Origin of the sequence: Paenibacillus sanfengchensis, assembly GCF_036864765.1 — a bacterium.
Taxonomy (GTDB): domain Bacteria; phylum Bacillota; class Bacilli; order Paenibacillales; family Paenibacillaceae; genus Fontibacillus; species Fontibacillus sanfengchensis.
The window spans coordinates 289707-306269 of the sequence record NZ_JBAGJC010000001.1 but is presented as its reverse complement, the minus strand read 5'-3'; the positions used below and the strand labels follow the sequence as shown (position 1 = coordinate 306269).

At 54.1% G+C, this 16563-nt stretch carries 15 protein-coding genes; 12 read left to right on the top strand and 3 right to left on the bottom strand.

Annotated features, from left to right (window positions below):
* The first annotated feature begins 30 nt into the window (after positions 1-30).
* Genes V4U84_RS01405 through V4U84_RS01395 form a run of 3 tightly spaced genes read left to right on the top strand, consistent with a single transcriptional unit; the run spans position 31 to position 2685 of the window.
* A complete protein-coding gene (locus V4U84_RS01405) occupies positions 31-1983 on the top strand; it encodes a flagellar hook-length control protein FliK (RefSeq protein ID WP_334073001.1) in 1953 nt (650 codons plus the stop codon).
* Entirely contained in the window at positions 1980-2285 is a 306-nt protein-coding gene (locus V4U84_RS01400) for an EscU/YscU/HrcU family type III secretion system export apparatus switch protein (RefSeq protein WP_334073000.1), read from the top strand. The genes V4U84_RS01405 and V4U84_RS01400 overlap by 4 nt, the downstream gene beginning before the upstream one ends.
* Positions 2278-2685: a YraN family protein gene (locus tag V4U84_RS01395; protein ID WP_334072999.1), complete on the top strand. Its 408-nt coding sequence runs from the start codon at positions 2278-2280 to the stop codon at positions 2683-2685. Before V4U84_RS01400 ends, V4U84_RS01395 begins: the two co-directional genes overlap by 8 nt.
* A 143-nt stretch (positions 2686-2828) precedes the next feature.
* Here V4U84_RS01395 and V4U84_RS01390 read toward each other — a convergent pair whose 3' ends face one another.
* The 3 genes from V4U84_RS01390 to V4U84_RS01380 form a co-directional block, all read right to left on the bottom strand.
* On the bottom strand, positions 2829-3830 hold the full coding sequence (locus V4U84_RS01390; protein WP_334072998.1) for a glycosyltransferase family 8 protein: 1002 nt from the start codon (positions 3828-3830) through the stop codon (positions 2829-2831).
* A gap of 138 nt (positions 3831-3968) precedes the next feature.
* Positions 3969-5552 carry a YifB family Mg chelatase-like AAA ATPase gene (locus V4U84_RS01385; protein WP_334072997.1) on the bottom strand — a complete coding sequence of 528 codons (1584 nt, stop codon included), beginning with the start codon at positions 5550-5552 and terminating at the stop codon, positions 3969-3971.
* Between the two features lie 139 nt (positions 5553-5691).
* On the bottom strand, positions 5692-5931 hold the full coding sequence (locus tag V4U84_RS01380; RefSeq protein ID WP_334072996.1) for a DUF6199 family natural product biosynthesis protein: 240 nt from the start codon (positions 5929-5931) through the stop codon (positions 5692-5694).
* Between the two features lie 437 nt (positions 5932-6368).
* Between V4U84_RS01380 and sucC the strand changes: the two genes are divergently transcribed.
* From sucC to flgC, 9 genes are all read left to right on the top strand, one after another.
* Positions 6369-7529 (top strand): ADP-forming succinate--CoA ligase subunit beta, encoded by a 1161-nt coding sequence (gene sucC, locus V4U84_RS01375; RefSeq protein ID WP_334072995.1) that lies wholly within the window; start codon positions 6369-6371, stop codon positions 7527-7529.
* A gap of 36 nt (positions 7530-7565) precedes the next feature.
* Complete coding sequence (sucD, locus tag V4U84_RS01370; RefSeq protein ID WP_334072994.1) at positions 7566-8495, top strand: succinate--CoA ligase subunit alpha; 930 nt, start codon at positions 7566-7568, stop codon at positions 8493-8495.
* 109 nt (positions 8496-8604) lie between these two features.
* Positions 8605-9693 carry a DNA-processing protein DprA gene (dprA, locus tag V4U84_RS01365; RefSeq protein WP_334072993.1) on the top strand — a complete coding sequence of 363 codons (1089 nt, stop codon included), beginning with the start codon at positions 8605-8607 and terminating at the stop codon, positions 9691-9693.
* A 98-nt stretch (positions 9694-9791) separates the two neighbouring features.
* On the top strand, positions 9792-11894 hold the full coding sequence (gene topA / locus V4U84_RS01360; RefSeq protein ID WP_334072992.1) for a type I DNA topoisomerase: 2103 nt from the start codon (positions 9792-9794) through the stop codon (positions 11892-11894).
* A gap of 60 nt (positions 11895-11954) precedes the next feature.
* Positions 11955-13274, top strand: coding sequence for a methylenetetrahydrofolate--tRNA-(uracil(54)-C(5))-methyltransferase (FADH(2)-oxidizing) TrmFO (gene trmFO / locus V4U84_RS01355; RefSeq protein WP_334072991.1), 1320 nt, complete (start codon positions 11955-11957; stop codon positions 13272-13274).
* 70 nt (positions 13275-13344) lie between these two features.
* Positions 13345-13887, top strand: a complete 543-nt coding sequence (gene hslV / locus V4U84_RS01350) for an ATP-dependent protease subunit HslV (RefSeq protein ID WP_148449862.1) — start codon at positions 13345-13347, stop codon at positions 13885-13887.
* A 16-nt stretch (positions 13888-13903) separates the two neighbouring features.
* Complete coding sequence (gene hslU, locus V4U84_RS01345) at positions 13904-15310, top strand: ATP-dependent protease ATPase subunit HslU (protein ID WP_334072990.1); 1407 nt, start codon at positions 13904-13906, stop codon at positions 15308-15310.
* A 383-nt stretch (positions 15311-15693) separates the two neighbouring features.
* Positions 15694-16101: a flagellar basal body rod protein FlgB gene (gene flgB, locus V4U84_RS01340; protein WP_334072989.1), complete on the top strand. Its 408-nt coding sequence runs from the start codon at positions 15694-15696 to the stop codon at positions 16099-16101.
* 6 nt (positions 16102-16107) lie between these two features.
* Complete coding sequence (gene flgC, locus V4U84_RS01335; RefSeq protein ID WP_334072988.1) at positions 16108-16557, top strand: flagellar basal body rod protein FlgC; 450 nt, start codon at positions 16108-16110, stop codon at positions 16555-16557.
* Positions 16558-16563 lie beyond the last annotated feature (6 nt).

Genomic DNA, 16563 nt, shown 5'->3' with positions numbered 1-16563 from the left:
CCATACACTTTGGCGGATGGGAGTGGGATAATGAATATTGGACCTATACTGCGCGGCATGATCGGGGAGAGTAAGCCCGGCACACCAAAGACGTTGGATTTGAAAGCCGGTCAGGTCGTTCGGGGGACGGTGTTAAGTGTTTCGGAAGACGGCCAGGAAGCGGTTATTCAAGTGCAGGGGGTCAAATTGCATGCTACATTGGAGACTCCGCTGAAGGAAGGACAGACTACGTTGCTGCAGGTCCAGCCTCAGATGGAGGATGGGGTCCTAATGTTAAAGCCGATTCAGACTACGCCGGCAGGCACGATGTCGGCGGCCTCTTTAGCCAGCGCTTTGGAAACAATGGGACTGGAAAACACTCCGGAAAACCGTGATTTGCTGCAGTTGATGCAGACGAACGGAATTCCATTGACAAAAGAAAACGTAACGAAGCTCTTATCGTTAAATAGTCTGAAGCCGCCCGAGACTCCGTTGGCGGAGTGGATTCATGCGGCGGGGATTGCCATAAATCGCGCGCTCCCTCTTACGGGGGAAACCGTTAGAGGCCTGCAGCAGGCCGTATTTGGCCCGCCGCTCCATACGCTGTTATCCGCGCTGGAAGAGCAGTTGGGCCAGTGGTTCGGGCAAGTTGCTTCAACGGAAGCCGGTTTGCCTGCCGGAAAAGATGCCGCCGGTACGGCATGGGACGGAAAAGGCGGAATACCGGCCGGAAGAACCGCGGAGCCATCCGGTCCGGAAGCGAAGGCTCTGCTTGGGAAGGCCCCGCAGGCTGAAGGGGCCGTAAGGGCAACTGGCGGCGGCATTCCGGGTGCTCAAGCCGCCGCCGCGGAACCGGAGCCCCCGGCGGCTATGATGAGCCAGGGGGCCAATGTCAAGCCGGAGAGCGGGCTCCCACCGCAGCTTCTGCAGAAGCTGCAGGCCGTGCTCTCCGAAGTGAAGGCGGCCGTGCTGCTGGAAGGCACGGCCGCGGGGAGCGCGTCCCCGCCCGCAGCGGGGACGGCCGGGACCGGCGCCGCCGGCGGGCAACAGCCGCTGGCGGGCGCCGCTGCCGCTGCCGGCGAGCCTGCGGCAGCGGCGGTGCCCGGCGAAGGACCCGCCGGGCCTTCGCCGCAGCAGCGCCCCACCCCCCCGGCGGAGCCGTGGGTGGGGCGCGTGCTGAAGCTGCTCGGTGCGGAGCACGAGCAGCAGGTGCTTCGCGCGGGCGCCTCCGGCGAGCCCGCGGCAAGCGCAGCGCCATCGCCCGCGGGCGCTGCTCCCGGCGGCGTGCAGCAGGCCGCGCCGGGGCAGCCCGGCTTGGCCGGGCCGGCCGCCGCGGCCATCGCCGCCGAGATCGGGGCGGGCCCGCAGGAGTCGGCGCCGGCGCACCCGGCCGGTGCAGCGGCGCTGCCGGGCGCGGCCGCGCAGGAGGCGCCCGACGCCGCGTCGGCTAGCGCCCGCGACACCTTGAAAAGCCTCCTGCTGCAGGTTGCCGCCGCCGATGATCTGCCGGCTCCGCTCCAGGAGACCGCCCGGCAAATCGTCCAGCAGCTGACCGGACAGCAGCTGCTTTTGACGACGGACCGGACCGCGCCTTTTGCCCAGGTGACGATGTTCCTGCCGTTTATCGGGCCGGACGGAGAGCAGACCGCCGCGGTTCACATCGAATCGCGCCGCGGAAGAAAAGGCGAACTTGATGCCGATAACTGCCGGCTTTGGTTTGACCTGCAGATGAAAGCGCTGGGACAGCTCATGGTGGATGTGCAGGTGGCGGATAAAAAAGTGCTGCTCAAAATTTATAGCGAACGGGATATCGCCGGGGTCTTCTTGGAATCCAGGCAGCAGGAGATCGAAGCCGCGCTCGATGCCGCGGGATACCGTCTGCTGTCTTTAAAGGCCGAGCCACTGATTCCGTCGGGGGAAACGGGAGAAAAGCCGGGACACGAGCTGGCCCCATCCCTGTCTTATGCGCCCAGTCCCTATAAAGGGGTGGATTATCGCGTATGAACGAGAAGGACGAACAGCGAGAGCTTTCCTTGAAAAAAGCCGTCGCTTTGAAATACGATCCGCAGAAGCATGATGCCCCGGTAGTGGCGGCCAAGGGCAGCGGACTGCTGGCGGAGAAAATACTGGATCTGGCCCGGGAGAACGATATACCGGTTCAGGAGGATGCGGCTTTGGTCGAGGTGCTGTCCAAGCTCGACCTGGACCGGCAAATCCCGCCGGAGTTATATACGTTGGTTGCCGAGATCCTAAGTTTTATCTACCGCTCGGACAAGCTTGCGGAAAGAGGGATGGATCTTGAGTAAACACTACTCTTCGTCGGAGGACAAGAGTCGTGGACTCCGGGATGAGCGCATAGCCCGGGGCCGGCGGGCCGAGCAGTTGGCGGCCGATTACCTGATCGGCCAAGGGTATGAAATTTTGCATCGGAACTGGCGCTGCAGAAGCGGGGAACTGGACCTGGTGGCGAAAAAGGAGGGCGTACTCGTCGTCGTGGAGGTACGCAGCCGAAAAAGCCGGAATTCAGCCTTCGGCACGCCGGCGGAATCCGTGACGGCCCGCAAGATCAAGCAGGTTCGCGATACGGCTGCGATTTATTTTCAACGAACCGGCAAATCCGCCGCTCTTATTCGTTTTGACGTGGTCGCCGTTACTTTTGGCCTCGGGGACGAGTTGACCCTGGAACATATTAAGGCTGCCTTTTGAAACCGGACGTAAGGAATATGACTTGGCAATGCCAAAAAAGAAGTACAAAACCACATGGTTCTGTACTTCTTTTTTCTACTTAAAAGGGCCCCGTGGCTTTAGATCTGACGAAAGAGAGGTGTCATCCGCTTGTTTTTGTTAGCTTATAGGGGCCGCCGGCGAGTTCCCCTTCTTTTTTTGCGGAGAGTCGCCTTGCGCCTGCCCGCGGATTTGACCGATTTCGAATGGGGTAAAGCGATGCGGGGAATTCTGCTCCTTTTTGATCGGAGTTTTACTCCCGTCGCTTTCCGCTTTCTTCGTCTTATGCGCGTCTGGCCCTTTATCTCCCTTGCAGCAGCGGGTGTCACGAAGTAATGGGGTGCTTGTTTGCTCCACGGCGTCAAACTAAGGTATTTGAGGTACAGTTCCCAGCCTGGGGAATGGCGGTCCCAACATTTATCTTCTCCGGCGAAATGGACGATTTTATTATGATAGTCAGGGTCGGCCGCCGCCATGCTAAAAAGGTTGAAACGCAGGTCGAGCGGAAGGTAATTCCCCCCGTAAACCGCATTCAAGGCATCCTGATCGGGCATGGTAGTACCCGGGAAATTCCGGAAAAAGTTCAGCGTTTCTCCATACCAGTCAGGTTTTTGGCGGATGCTGTTCAAATCGAATAAAATAACCCCTGAGTTGAAATAAAGATCCGGATTTAACCCCATGGAACTGATCGTATGCGTTACATTCATAATGTTCTGGTCCCAAACTGCCCCCAAATAAGCACCATTTAACTCAATTTTCCATAGTTCTTCAATATCCATGTTTACCAGAATATCGCAATCCAGATAAATGATTTTGTCTACCGGCACTAGTCCCGGTATCAGCAACCGATACATGCAGGCTGTTGTCCAGACGTTAACCGAAGCCACATTCTCCATCACCTGGCGCAGGTCTTCAGGAATGGCAACCGGATAAAATTGAATGGTCTGATTAAAGGCGGTCGCCAACTCAAAAAGTTTTTGCCGGTTATCTTCACTCAGTGTTTCATCGTGCAAGATATGAACATTCACCGCGGATTTCGTGTTATGGAAAATCGATGCAAGAACGACACCTGCATGCTCAGCGTACTGCCCATCCTTATCCTGAAAGGCCAAGGCTAGTTCAATCATCTGATTTATCCTCTCTTTAGTATAGTTGTATGCACATTATACGTTAGTGGAGAGGTGGTGGGTAAGGCGCTATCCCAAAGCAAGAAGCCTAAATTTATTTTATTGATCGATAATAAATTTGGAAATTGTTGTATTGGATTATCCCGATACATCCAACTGCCGGCGGTCGAGGTGGCGGTATTGAATTGCTTCTGCAACCTGTTCTTCCCGGATATTCTCCAGTCCCTCCAGGTCCGCAATCGTGCGTGACAGCTTCACGATCCGGTCGTAGGCACGCATGCTGAGTCCCAGGGTTTCAAAGGAGGCATCCAACAAACGTACAGCTCCCGAGCTCATCTGGGCGTATTTTCGCAGCAGGCTGCCGGATAATTCGCTGTTCCGGGAAATCCCCAGGCCCTGGTAACGCTGTAGTTGGATTTGTTCGGCCCGCCGCACCTGCTCCCGCATTTCTTTCGAGGAGAGCGGCTTCGTATCCTCCTGCCAGCGCTGTGGGCGAGGTACCTCCACTTGCATATCCACCCGGTCAAGCAAGGGCCCGGAAATTCTCTCCCGATATTGAGCGATTCGAAAAGGCGGACAGGTGCAAACGGGTTGGGGGAATTCCGATCCGAACCAGCCGCACGGACACGGATTTAACGACCCGGCGAGCAAAAAGTGCGCCGGAAAGGTGAATGCGGCCCGTGAACGGCTGATCGTGACGATCCGCTCTTCCAGCGGCTGTCTGAGTACTTCCAGGACGTTGCGGGAGAACTCCGGCAGTTCGTCCAGGAACAAGACGCCTCTATGGGCGAGGCTGACTTCGCCCGGTTTGGGGATGCTTCCGCCGCCGATAAGGCCCCCACCGGAAATCGTATGATGCGGCGAGCGGAAAGGCCGTTTGGTCATCAAGCCGTCCCGTTGCTTCAACTTGCCGGCGGAGCTGTAAATCTTGGTAACCTCCAGCGATTCTTCGGGGGTAAGCGGGGGTAATATCCCGGGGAGGCGGCGGATGAGCATCGTTTTGCCCGTGCCGGGCGGGCCGATGAGCACGATATTGTGCATTCCGGCCGCGGCGATGGTCAGGGCCCGCTTGATCGGCCGTTGGCCAAGCACGTCTCGGTAATCCTCGCGCAGGGTGTCCGGAAGTTGGGCAGGATTGCCGGCAGGCACGCTGCTTCTCGTTTGCTTTAAATGGTCTAAAGAATGAAGGACAACCGATTCCGTGAGGTTTTGATCCCGTTGACACCCGGGAACCAGTTCACTGAGATGGCCGATGCCGAAGACGGTGACCCCCTCCAGCAGCAGCGCTTCCGAGACGCTGCTTTTGGGTACAAGGACAGCCTGAAAGCCGCGCTTGCGGGCCAGGTCGACCATGGGAAGGATTCCTGGAACCCCGCGCAGTGTTCCATCGAGAGCCAATTCACCGATAACCAGCATGTTTCCGCTCGCCGGAAGGGTGACCTGACCGCTAGCGGTCAATAGCCCGAGCGCGATCGCCAGATCAAAGGCCGTGCCCTCTTTCCGCAAATCGGCCGGAGCAAGATTGATGGTCACCCGCTGCAGCGGAAAGGCAAAGCCGCAGTTCTTGATGGCTGCCCTTACGCGGTCTACCGCTTCGCGAACCGCGGAATCCGGCAAGCCTACCACCTGGGTCTGCGGGATCCCGTTCGCCAAATCCACCTCGACTTCAATTAAAACGCCGTCGATTCCATAAAGACAGGCGCTATACAGTTTTCCGTACAATAAAAAACACCCCTCTCCCGTTGAAAGGCCGGTTAGGCCGAATTCCGGAAAAAAGGTGCTTCCATATTTTCCATATTCTTATGTTCGTATCTTAGAAGTTTCCCGCTAAAAAGTCAACCCCGGGTTTGCCCCCGGGTCATTAAGAAGCCAAGGCCGACCATAAGCTTAGAAGACCACACACCAAAAAGAAGGAGCCAAGCAGAATCGCTACAAAACCCGCAAATTTCATATACTCCAAATAAGATTCGCTCGGTTCCGAGTCGCCCTTGACTTTCCAGCCTTCATTGCTTCTCCAACCGAAAGAAGGCTTTCTTCTGGTAAATATACCATAAAAAATAATCAAAATCCCGATCAACATGAGCACAAGCGCGATAAACACAAGATCAGCTCCTTTTTTATGAATACGGAGTTCGACAGATCCAGTTTCAAGTAAAAATCAGTTCAATTCCAATTATATACTATTTATACAGGAGCTTGCGACATCGTTACCTAGTTCATTACCCAAGATTAACAAGTGATATATATGAAAAAAAGCAAGTGCAGATAGCACAATAATGGATTAAGTGTTTTTCGACAAAATTAAAGGAAATTTGCGGGTTTCATCGAAATTTGGCATAGCTAAAACGCTATCATTGCCGCGATACATCCAATAAACCGGATAAATTCATCTCGGAATGAGATGATTATGATATAAAAAAGTTGTGTATAAATCATGAACTTTTTAAGGAAAGCGTTTTAAAAACATGGTACAATAATTTGGGTTTTACTATTGTTTGACTACCATTAAAACCGCCTGTTGATAGGAGGATTCCAAGCATGAATATCCATGAATATCAAGGAAAAGAAGTCCTTAAGCAGTACGGGGTCGCCGTCCCCGAAGGGCAAGTGGCATTTACGGTGGAAGAAGCCGTAGAGGCGGCGAAAACGCTGGGCAGTCCGGTGGTTGTCGTCAAGGCGCAAATCCATGCTGGAGGCCGGGGGAAGGCCGGTGGTGTCAAGGTCGCGAAGAACCTGGATGAAGTACGCGCTTATGCTCAGGAGATTCTGGGGAAGGTGCTGGTTACCCACCAAACGGGGCCGGAAGGCAAGGAAGTCAAGCGGCTGCTGATTGAGCAGGGCTGCGATATTAAGAAGGAATATTATGTCGGCGTCGTGGTGGACCGGGCGACCGGACGCGTCGTGATGATGGCTTCCGAAGAGGGCGGTACGGAGATTGAAGAAGTGGCGGCGCAGACGCCTGAAAAAATATTTAAAGAAGTGATTGATCCGGCAATAGGTCTACAGGCCTATCAAGCCCGGAGATTGGCATTTGCCATCAACATTCCGAAGGAATTGGTGAATAAGGCTTCCCAGTTTATGCTGGCGCTTTATCGCGCATTTGTCGATAAGGACTGCTCCATTGCGGAGATCAACCCGCTTGTCGTTACCGGCGACGGGGATGTGATGGCGCTTGATGCCAAGCTTAACTTTGATTCCAACGCGCTGTTCCGCCATCCGGATATTTTGGCCTTGCGCGATTTGGAAGAAGAGGACGAGAAGGAGATCGAGGCTTCCAAGTATGATCTGAGCTACATCGCTTTGGACGGGAATATCGGCTGTATGGTCAACGGTGCCGGCTTGGCGATGGCCACGATGGACATCATCAAAACCTACGGCGGGGATCCGGCCAACTTCCTGGACGTAGGGGGCGGCGCAACGGCCGAGAAAGTTACGGAAGCGTTCAAAATCATCCTCTCCGACGCGAAGGTGAAGGGGATTTTCGTCAATATTTTCGGCGGCATCATGAGATGCGATGTCATCGCCTCCGGGATCGTGGAAGCGGCGAAGCAGGTCGGGCTGGATCGTCCGCTCGTGGTTCGTTTGGAAGGCACGAATGTGGAGAAGGGCAAATTGATTTTGGCCGAGTCTGGCCTTGCGATCGTGTCCGCGGATTCGATGGCGGACGGCGCGCAAAAAATCGTTTCGCTCGTATCTTGATCTCATCACCATATCCATGAACGGGAGGCTCGAAGCATGAGTATTTTGGTCGATAAAAATACAAAAGTCATCACCCAGGGGATTACGGGAAAAACCGCCCTTTTCCATGCCAAAGGGGCACTGGATTACGGGACGCAAATGGTCGGAGGAACTTCGCCCGGCAAAGGCGGGACAACGGTGGATATCGCTTTGGAGAACGGAGAAACCGTCAGCCTTCCGGTTTTTAATACCGTCCGCGAAGCCAAGGAAGCTACCGGGGCCAACGCCAGCGTCATCTATGTACCTCCCGCGGCGGCCGCGGATTCGATTCTCGAGGCGGTTGAAGCGGAGATGGATCTGGTCATCTGCATCACGGAAGGAATTCCGGTGCTGGACATGGTCAAAGTAAAGCGTTATATGGAAGGCAAAAAAACGGTTCTCATCGGACCGAACTGCCCGGGCGTCATTACGCCGGGCGAGTGCAAAATCGGCATCATGCCGGGATACATCCATTTACCGGGCCATGTGGGCGTCGTGTCGCGCAGCGGTACGCTCACGTATGAGGCGGTTCATCAGTTGACAACCCGCGGCATCGGTCAATCCTCGGCGGTCGGGATCGGCGGCGATCCCGTCAAAGGTTCGGAATTTATCGATATTCTAAAGAGATTCAACGAGGACGAGGACACTTACGCCGTCATCATGATCGGGGAAATCGGCGGTACGGCGGAGGAAGAAGCGGCGGAGTGGATTCGCGACAATATGAAGAAGCCGGTTGTCGGTTTTATCGGTGGCGTAACGGCGCCTCCGGGTAAACGGATGGGCCATGCCGGCGCGATCATCTCCGGGGGCAAAGGGACGGCCAGCGAGAAGATCGCCAAGCTGGAGGAATGCGGTATCCGCGTGGCGCCGACGCCTTCCGAAATGGGTGCGACCCTGGTTAGTGTGCTCGAAGAGCAGGGCATTTTGAATACCTGCACGACACATTAGGGGATTTCTGGTATAATCAAACCAAAGGTAAGCAACCTTCTGTTCCTAAAGGGATGGAGGGTTGCTTTTTTTATGGATTGATCTTAACCGAGAGGGAGGTAGGGAAGGGATGGATAAACGTTGGATTCTGATAGGACTCCATGAATGCCCCGGTTTGGGATGGAAAAAAATAAAAGGGATCTTGTCGAAGAATGAGGATTGGGCGTTCGCTCTCGATTTCGAACCCGGCGATTGGGTGGAGCGGGATCTTGAACCGGAATTGGCCCTCCGCGTGACGGAGCGGTTTACGGCCGGCTGGATCGAGGAGCGAGCGGAAGTGATGCGGCAGAAGGGTATTGAACCGGTCACGATTTTCGATGAGTCATATCCTATATTAATGAAGGAAACGGGAAAACCGCCTTGGGTTTTGTATACCATCGGGAACCGGGCGCTTCTGAACAGCTTATCCGTCGCCTTGGTCGGCACCCGGGTGCCGACCGCTTACGGCCGCAAAGTGGCCGCCTGGCTTGCGGAGTCTTTATGCAGCTCAGGGGTGACGGTCGTCAGCGGGCTGGCTCGCGGCATCGACGGCGTCTGCCACGAAGCCGCGCTGCGTGCGGAAGGATCGACCATCGCGGTGCTTGGAACGGCGATCGACGTAGCTTATCCGAGGGAGCATGCCGCGATGTACAGGTGCATCGCGGAGCGCGGGCTCCTGGTGTCCGAGTACCCGGTTGGCACCCCGGGGCATCCCGGATTGTTTCCGCAGCGCAACCGGATCCTGGCGGGAATGACGCGGGGGACGGTCGTCGTGGAAGCCGATTCCCGCAGCGGTTCGCTGATCACGGCGGATCAGGCGCTTGAGGAAGGCCGCGACGTGTTCGCCGTGCCGGGCCCGATTACTTCCCCCAAGAGCCGGGGGACGCTGGGCCTTCTTAAGCAAGGCGCCAAGCTGGTCATGGAGCCCGCGGACGTTTTGGAGGAATACGAATCGTTCCTGCCAAGGGCTTATGAGGGTCCCGAGGCCATGCCGTCCGCAGCCGATTTGACAACTGAGGAGCGGGCCATATACCATATGTTGGAGCAGGGAGACATGGCTTTTGAGGAACTGCTGCATCGTTCCGGGTGGGATTTTGGACATTTACATTCAGTTCTGTTATCTTTAATCATGAAAAAAGCGGTAGTTCAGTTGCCGGGTTCTGTTTATAGGATTATATAGTCCATTCTTCGGTGAGTGGTTTCATATTAAGGCTATATATCAAGAATTCAAAATATCGAGAAAATCAGTAGTGAGCTGTATGAGAGGAGGATGAACCTGTGGCGGATTCTCTCGTCATCGTCGAGTCGCCGGCCAAGGCGAAAACGATTGGCAAATACTTAGGGAGCAAATACATCGTGAAAGCTTCAATGGGTCATGTTCGCGATTTGCCCAAAAGTCAGATCGGGGTTGAAGTGGAGAACGACTTCAGTCCAAAGTATATTACAATCCGTGGGAAAGGTTCAGTTTTAAAAGAACTAAAGGATGCCAGCAAAAAGGTGAAGAAAATCTATCTGGCGGCTGACCCGGATCGCGAAGGAGAGGCGATCGCCTGGCACTTGGCCCATGTTCTGGATGTGGACCAATCGGAAAGCTGCCGCGTCGTCTTTAACGAAATTACAAAAGACGCCGTAAAAGATGCTTTTAAAACTCCGCGAAAAATAAATATGGACCTTGTTAATGCCCAACAAGCGAGGCGGATTTTGGACCGTCTGGTCGGCTACAAGATCAGCCCGCTGTTGTGGAAAAAGGTTAAGAAAGGGTTGTCGGCCGGCCGCGTTCAATCGGTTGCCGTGAAGATCATTCTCGATCGTGAGAATGAAATCTCGGCTTTTATTCCGGAGGAATATTGGAGCATTACGGCCAAACTCAAAACCGGACAAACGCCGTTTGAGGCCAAGTTCCATCAATATAAGGGAGAGAAGCTGGAACTCGGCAACGAGGAACAGGTGCAAGAAATCCTGAAGTCCATCGAGAAAGCGGAGTTCCGGGTCGCCGATGTGAAGGAGAAGGAACGGCTGCGTCATCCTGCGGCTCCTTTTACGACCAGCTCCCTGCAGCAGGAAGCGGCGCGGAAGTTAAACTTCCGTGCGGCCAAGACGATGTCCGTGGCCCAGCAGCTATACGAGGGTGTAGACCTCGGCAAGGAGGGCACCGTGGGTCTGATCACTTACATGCGTACGGACTCGACGCGGATTTCCACAACAGCCCAGGAAGAGGCGAAGGAATATATCGTCGGCAAGTTCGGGGGAGACTTCGTGCCTGAATCGCCGCGGCAGTATTCCAAAAAGGCGGCCGGAGCCCAGGATGCTCACGAAGCGGTCCGCCCGACTTCCGCTATGCGAGATCCCGAATCGGTTAAAGCGTTTACCAGCCGCGACCAATATCGGCTGTATAAGCTGATCTGGGAACGCTTTATGGCCAGTCAAATGGCTTCCGCGATTCTGGATACGATGTCCGTGGATATTGCCGCAGGCGACGCGACCTTCCGGGCCGTGGGATCCAAAATCCGCTTTCCGGGCTTTATGAAGGTATACGTAGAAGGCAATGATGATGGAACCACCGAGGACGACAAGTTCCTGCCGCCTCTGCACAGCGGAGATAAGCTGACGCCTGAATCGATTGAGCCGAAGCAGCATTTTACCCAGCCGCCGCCAAGATATACGGAGGCCCGGCTTGTGAAGACGTTGGAGGAGCTCGGGATCGGTCGGCCGAGTACGTATGCCCCGACGCTGGAAACGATCCAGAAACGCGGTTACGTGGCGATTGAAGAGAAGAAATTCGTGCCTACCGAGCTTGGTGAGCTCGTTATTGAACAAATGGAGCAATTTTTCCCGGAGATTCTGGACGTTGAATTTACCGCCCATATGGAGGGTGACCTTGACCATGTGGAGGAAGGCTCCGAAGATTGGGTGAGGGTCCTGGGCGAATTTTACGAGACCTTTGAGAAGCGTCTGGAAGTCGCGGAAGAAGAAATGAAGGAAATCGAAATCGAAGATGAGGTTTCCGATGAGATCTGCGAAAAATGCGGAAAGCCGCTTGTATATAAACTGGGTCGCTTCGGTAAGTTTTTGGCCTGCTCCGGGTTCCCGGATTGCCGGAATACGAAGCCGATCGTCAAGGACATCGGAGTCACCTGTCCGAAGTGTAAAGAAGGGCATGTCGTCGAACGCCGCAGCAAAAAGGGACGCGTGTTCTATGGCTGCGACAGATATCCGGAATGCGATTTCGTGTCCTGGGACCGGCCGTCGCCGAAGCCTTGCCCGAAGTGCAGCTCGCTGCTTGTCGTTAAGCGAAACAAACAGGGGGGCAAGCTGCAATGTACCGCTTGCGATTACACAGAGCCGATTGAAGAGCAGGATGATGAGGCGGCAGTGGAATAATTCCTAAACTTGAATGAACTAGAATATGCGTTACAGCGAGAGATGCGGGGGAATTCAAAAGTGACAGAGAAGAATAGGGTAACCGTCATCGGAGCGGGCCTGGCGGGCAGTGAAGCCGCCTGGCAACTTGCGAGCCGGGGCGTGCCCGTTACGTTATATGAGATGCGGCCGGTTGTCAAAACGCCGGCCCACCACACGGATAAATTCGCGGAACTGGTATGCAGCAACTCGCTCCGGGCAAACGGCCTGACCAATGCGGTCGGCGTTTTGAAGGAAGAAATGCGCATGTTGAACTCGCTTGTTCTCGGGTCCGCGGACCGGAATGCCGTACCGGCGGGAGGCGCCTTGGCCGTCGACCGGGACGGTTTCTCCGGCGAGATTACGAAGACGCTTCATGAGCACCCTCTTGTCGAGGTTGTGAATGAAGAAATCAGGGAGATTCCGCAGGACGGTATCGTCATCGTCGCCACCGGTCCCCTGACCTCCCCGGCTCTGTCGGAGCAGATCCGGAGTTTGACAGGCGAGGACTATTTTTATTTCTATGACGCGGCCGCTCCGATCGTGGAGAAGGACTCTATCGATATGGGCAAAGTCTACTTGGCATCCCGTTATGACAAGGGGGAGGCCGCGTATTTGAATTGCCCGATGACGGAGGAAGAATTCGAGGCGTTCTATGAGGCCTTGATTGCGGCCGAGGTCACCCAATTGAAAGAGTTTGAAAAAGAAGTGTATTTTGAAGGCTGCATGCCGATCGAGATTATGATGCGCCGCGGCAAACAAACGGCTCTGTTCGGTCCGATGAAGCCGGTCGGGCTCGTGAATCCGCACACGGGCAAGCTTCCGCATGCGGTCGTTCAGCTGCGTCAGGATAATGCGGCAGGCACGCTGTACAATCTGGTAGGATTTCAAACGCATTTGAAATGGGGCGAACAGAAGCGGGTGTTCTCCATGATCCCCGGACTCGAAAACGCCGAATTCGTTCGTTATGGCGTGATGCACCGCAATACGTTTATCAATTCGCCTAAATTATTGCAGCCGACTTATCAGTTGAAGGAGCGCCCGACGCTCTTTTTTGCCGGGCAAATGACCGGGGTGGAAGGATATGTTGAATCGGCCGCTTCAGGTCTTATCGCGGGCATTAATGCGGCGCAGGCGTATGCCGGGCGGGAGGGGATCATCTTCCCCGAAGATACGACGCTCGGCAGTATGGCGCGGTACATCACAACCGCTGACTTCAAGCATTTTCAGCCGATGAATGCCAATTTCGGGTTGTTTCCGAAGCTGGAGACCCGGCACCGGAAAAAAGCGGAAAAAAATGAAGCGCTTGCCCGCCGCGCTCTCGATAGCCTGCGTACTTTCATGGATCGTACGGGGCTATAGGACCGGGTTGAGGCATACGATAAAAGAGCGATTCCATCTAGAAATTGAGTAATGAAAGGGAGCGGTAGCTATGGTTCCTAGTTTTCATGCGACCACGATTTGCGCGGTCCGACATAACGGCAAAGGAGCGATCGCCGGAGATGGCCAGGTGACCTTCGGCGAAAGCGTCGTCATGAAGCAGACGGCCAAAAAGGTCCGCCGTTTGTACAGAGGTCAAGTCCTGGCCGGTTTTGCGGGGTCGGTGGCCGACGCCATCACCCTGTTTGAGAAGTTTGAAGGGAAGCTGGAGGAGCATCACGGGAATTTGCAGCGGGCGGCGGTGGAACTGGCAAAGGATTGGCGCCAGGACCGCGTTCTGCGCAAGCTCGAGGCGCTGATGATCGTGATGGATCACTCCGGAATGTTGCTAATTTCGGGAGGCGGGGAGATCATCGAGCCCGATGACGATGTGCTCGCTATCGGCTCCGGCGGGAACTTTGCGCTTTCGGCGGCCCGGGCTTTGAAACGCCATGCCGGGCAGCTGGAGGCCAAAGACATCGTGCGTGAAGCGCTTCAGGTTGCTTCGGAGATTTGCGTGTATACCAACAGCAACATCATCGTTGAAGAATTGTGATCGGGGGAACGAACTTATGCCTAACGCCAATTTAACGCCCAGACAAATTGTCGCCGAATTGGATAAGTACATCGTGGGGCAGAAGCAGGCGAAGAAATCGGTGGCGGTCGCTTTGCGAAACCGCTACCGCCGCAGTCTGCTGAGCGAAGAAGTCCAGGATGAGATCGTGCCGAAGAACATCCTTATGATCGGCCCCACCGGCGTGGGGAAAACGGAAATTGCCCGGCGTCTTGCCAAACTGGTGGGTGCTCCGTTTATCAAAGTTGAGGCCACCAAATTTACGGAGGTCGGTTATGTCGGGCGAGACGTGGAATCGATGGTGCGCGATCTCGTGGAAACCGCGATTCGCACCGTTAAGCTGGAGCGGACCGAGAAGGTGAAGGATAGGGCTGAGGATCTAGCCAATGAACGCTTGGTGCAAATTCTCGTGCCGTCCCCGAACAAGTCCAAGAACAGCCGGAATCCGTTGGAGCTGCTGTTCGGAAACCAGAATGCCGGTGAGACAAAAGGGGCTCAGGAGCAGTCCGAGGAGGACGGCGATCTGGCGGAACGCCGCCGCCAGGTCCGCTTCAAACTGCTTGCCGGGCAACTGGAGAACGACATCGTGGAGATCGAGGTGGAGGACAATGCCCCGACCATGATGGATATGTTTGCCGGCCAAGGGAACGATCAGATGGGTATGAATATGCAGGAGATGTTTGGAAACCTGCTGCCGCGCCGCACAAAGCGCAGAAAGTTGTCCATTAAGGAAGCGAGAAAGGTGCTGACCCAGGAAGAGGCGTCAAAGCTGATCGATCATGACGACCTGGTTCAGGAGGCGGTGGAGCGTGCTGAACAAACCGGGATTATTTTTATCGATGAGATCGATAAAGTCGCCAGCCGGGGCCAAGGTTCCGGTCCGGACGTGTCCCGGGAAGGTGTTCAGCGCGATATTTTGCCCATCGTGGAGGGATCTACGGTGATGACCAAATATGGACCGGTCAAAACGGACTACATTCTGTTTATCGCGGCCGGAGCCTTCCATATCGCCAAACCGTCCGATCTGATTCCCGAGTTGCAGGGGCGTTTTCCGATCCGGGTAGAGCTCAGCAGCTTGTCGTTGGATGATTTTGTCTCGATTTTAACGGAGCCCAAGAACGCTTTGACCAAGCAGTATGTTGAGCTTCTGCGGACCGAAGAAATCGAAATCGAGTTTTCTCCGGAAGCGATTCGCGAGATCGCCGCCATTGCGGCCAGCGTGAATGCCAATACGGAGAACATCGGAGCGAGAAGACTCCATACGATTTTGGAGAAGTTACTGGAGGACCTATCGTTTGAAGCGCCTGAACTAACCTTGGGAAAAATGACGATTACCCCCGAATATGTTCGGGAGAAGTTGGGGGATATAGCCAAGGATCGCGATTTAAGCCAATATATCTTGTAGCAAGTAGGACCTGTTCTGGTTTTCACTATACATTTACAAAGGCCGTAAGACCCAGTCTATCCATCGGGTTTACGGTCTTTTTTCGTATTACCCAGGATTTAACATGGGAATAGGACGTGTCGAAATATTGCGAAAAATTGAAATAATTTCAAAAAGTGCAAAAAATATCGTCAATTTCGTCAAAGATAGTGCTTTTTTCTTATTGTAATAATGTCGATTCTCCCTGAAACTTAGGATATATGACATTCTCCTATTTTTTTCTACATTAGGACATTTGAAAGACGTAAAAAACTAGTTTTTTGTCGAAAAAAAGAGGAATGTTGGAAAGGCCGTTGAATATTTAAAACTTGGTTTATTAATGTATTTACAAGGGGGGAAATTAGATGCAGTTATTGAATGGTATCGGGTTCCAACGCTTGGAAACTGCTTTGCAGGCGGCCAATCTTAGGCAAGGAGTTCTTGTCAATAATATTGCAAACGTGGATACCCCTTACTTCAAACGATCGGGCGTATCCTTTGAAAGTCTTTTGCAGCAGGAAATGAGCGGAGCGACGAGGGCCTTGGAGGGGCGAAGAACTCATTCGAAACATTTTGCAATAGGTCTATCGGCCCGTTTGGCCGGACCTGAAGTTTATACTGATCAGTCAACGATGATGACCAATAACCAAAATAATGTGGATATTGATAGCGAAATGACTCAGTTGGCTGAAAATCAACTCCGCTACAATTCTTACATAGAACAAGTCAATTACCAAATCAAAATGAAGCGAACCGCTTTGGAAGGGAGATAACGCATTTTGAAGATCAGCAACGCTTTTAACATTAGTGCTTCCGCATTGACGGCTCAACGGCTCCGGATGGATGTCATATCCTCAAATATCGCCAATGCCGAAACGACCCGAGCTCAGGTTGTGGGTGGCAAAGCCGTTCCCTACCGCCGCAAGATGGTGGTGCTGTCCCCTATGAAGACCGACTTTGGTCAAGCCCTGGGTTCCGCACTCGGAAACAGTCAGCCGAGCCAAGGTGTAAAGGTTACCCGAATCAAGGAAGATTCGGCCCCGTTTAAACCGGTATACAACCCCACACATCCAGATGCCGACAGCGAAGGTTATGTCTATATGCCTAATGTAGACATTTTGAAAGAAATGGTGGACGTCATTTCCGCTTCTAGGTCTTATGAGGCTAACGTCACGGCTTTGAACGCTTCTAAAGCTATGATGACGAAAGCACTTCAAATCGGTAAATAGAATCTT

What these genes read in the sequence shown, in the direction of transcription:
- V4U84_RS01405 (WP_334073001.1), top strand. Translation starts at nt 31, where the DNA reads ATGAATATTGGACCTATACTGCGCGGCATGATCGGGGAGAGTAAGCCC.
- V4U84_RS01400 (WP_334073000.1), top strand. Translation starts at nt 1,980, where the DNA reads ATGAACGAGAAGGACGAACAGCGAGAGCTTTCCTTGAAAAAAGCCGTC.
- V4U84_RS01390 (WP_334072998.1), bottom strand. Translation starts at nt 3,830, where the DNA reads ATGATTGAACTAGCCTTGGCCTTTCAGGATAAGGATGGGCAGTACGCT.
- sucC (WP_334072995.1), top strand. Translation starts at nt 6,369, where the DNA reads ATGAATATCCATGAATATCAAGGAAAAGAAGTCCTTAAGCAGTACGGG.
- sucD (WP_334072994.1), top strand. Translation starts at nt 7,566, where the DNA reads ATGAGTATTTTGGTCGATAAAAATACAAAAGTCATCACCCAGGGGATT.
- dprA (WP_334072993.1), top strand. Translation starts at nt 8,605, where the DNA reads ATGGATAAACGTTGGATTCTGATAGGACTCCATGAATGCCCCGGTTTG.
- hslV (WP_148449862.1), top strand. Translation starts at nt 13,345, where the DNA reads ATGGTTCCTAGTTTTCATGCGACCACGATTTGCGCGGTCCGACATAAC.
- hslU (WP_334072990.1), top strand. Translation starts at nt 13,904, where the DNA reads ATGCCTAACGCCAATTTAACGCCCAGACAAATTGTCGCCGAATTGGAT.
- flgB (WP_334072989.1), top strand. Translation starts at nt 15,694, where the DNA reads ATGCAGTTATTGAATGGTATCGGGTTCCAACGCTTGGAAACTGCTTTG.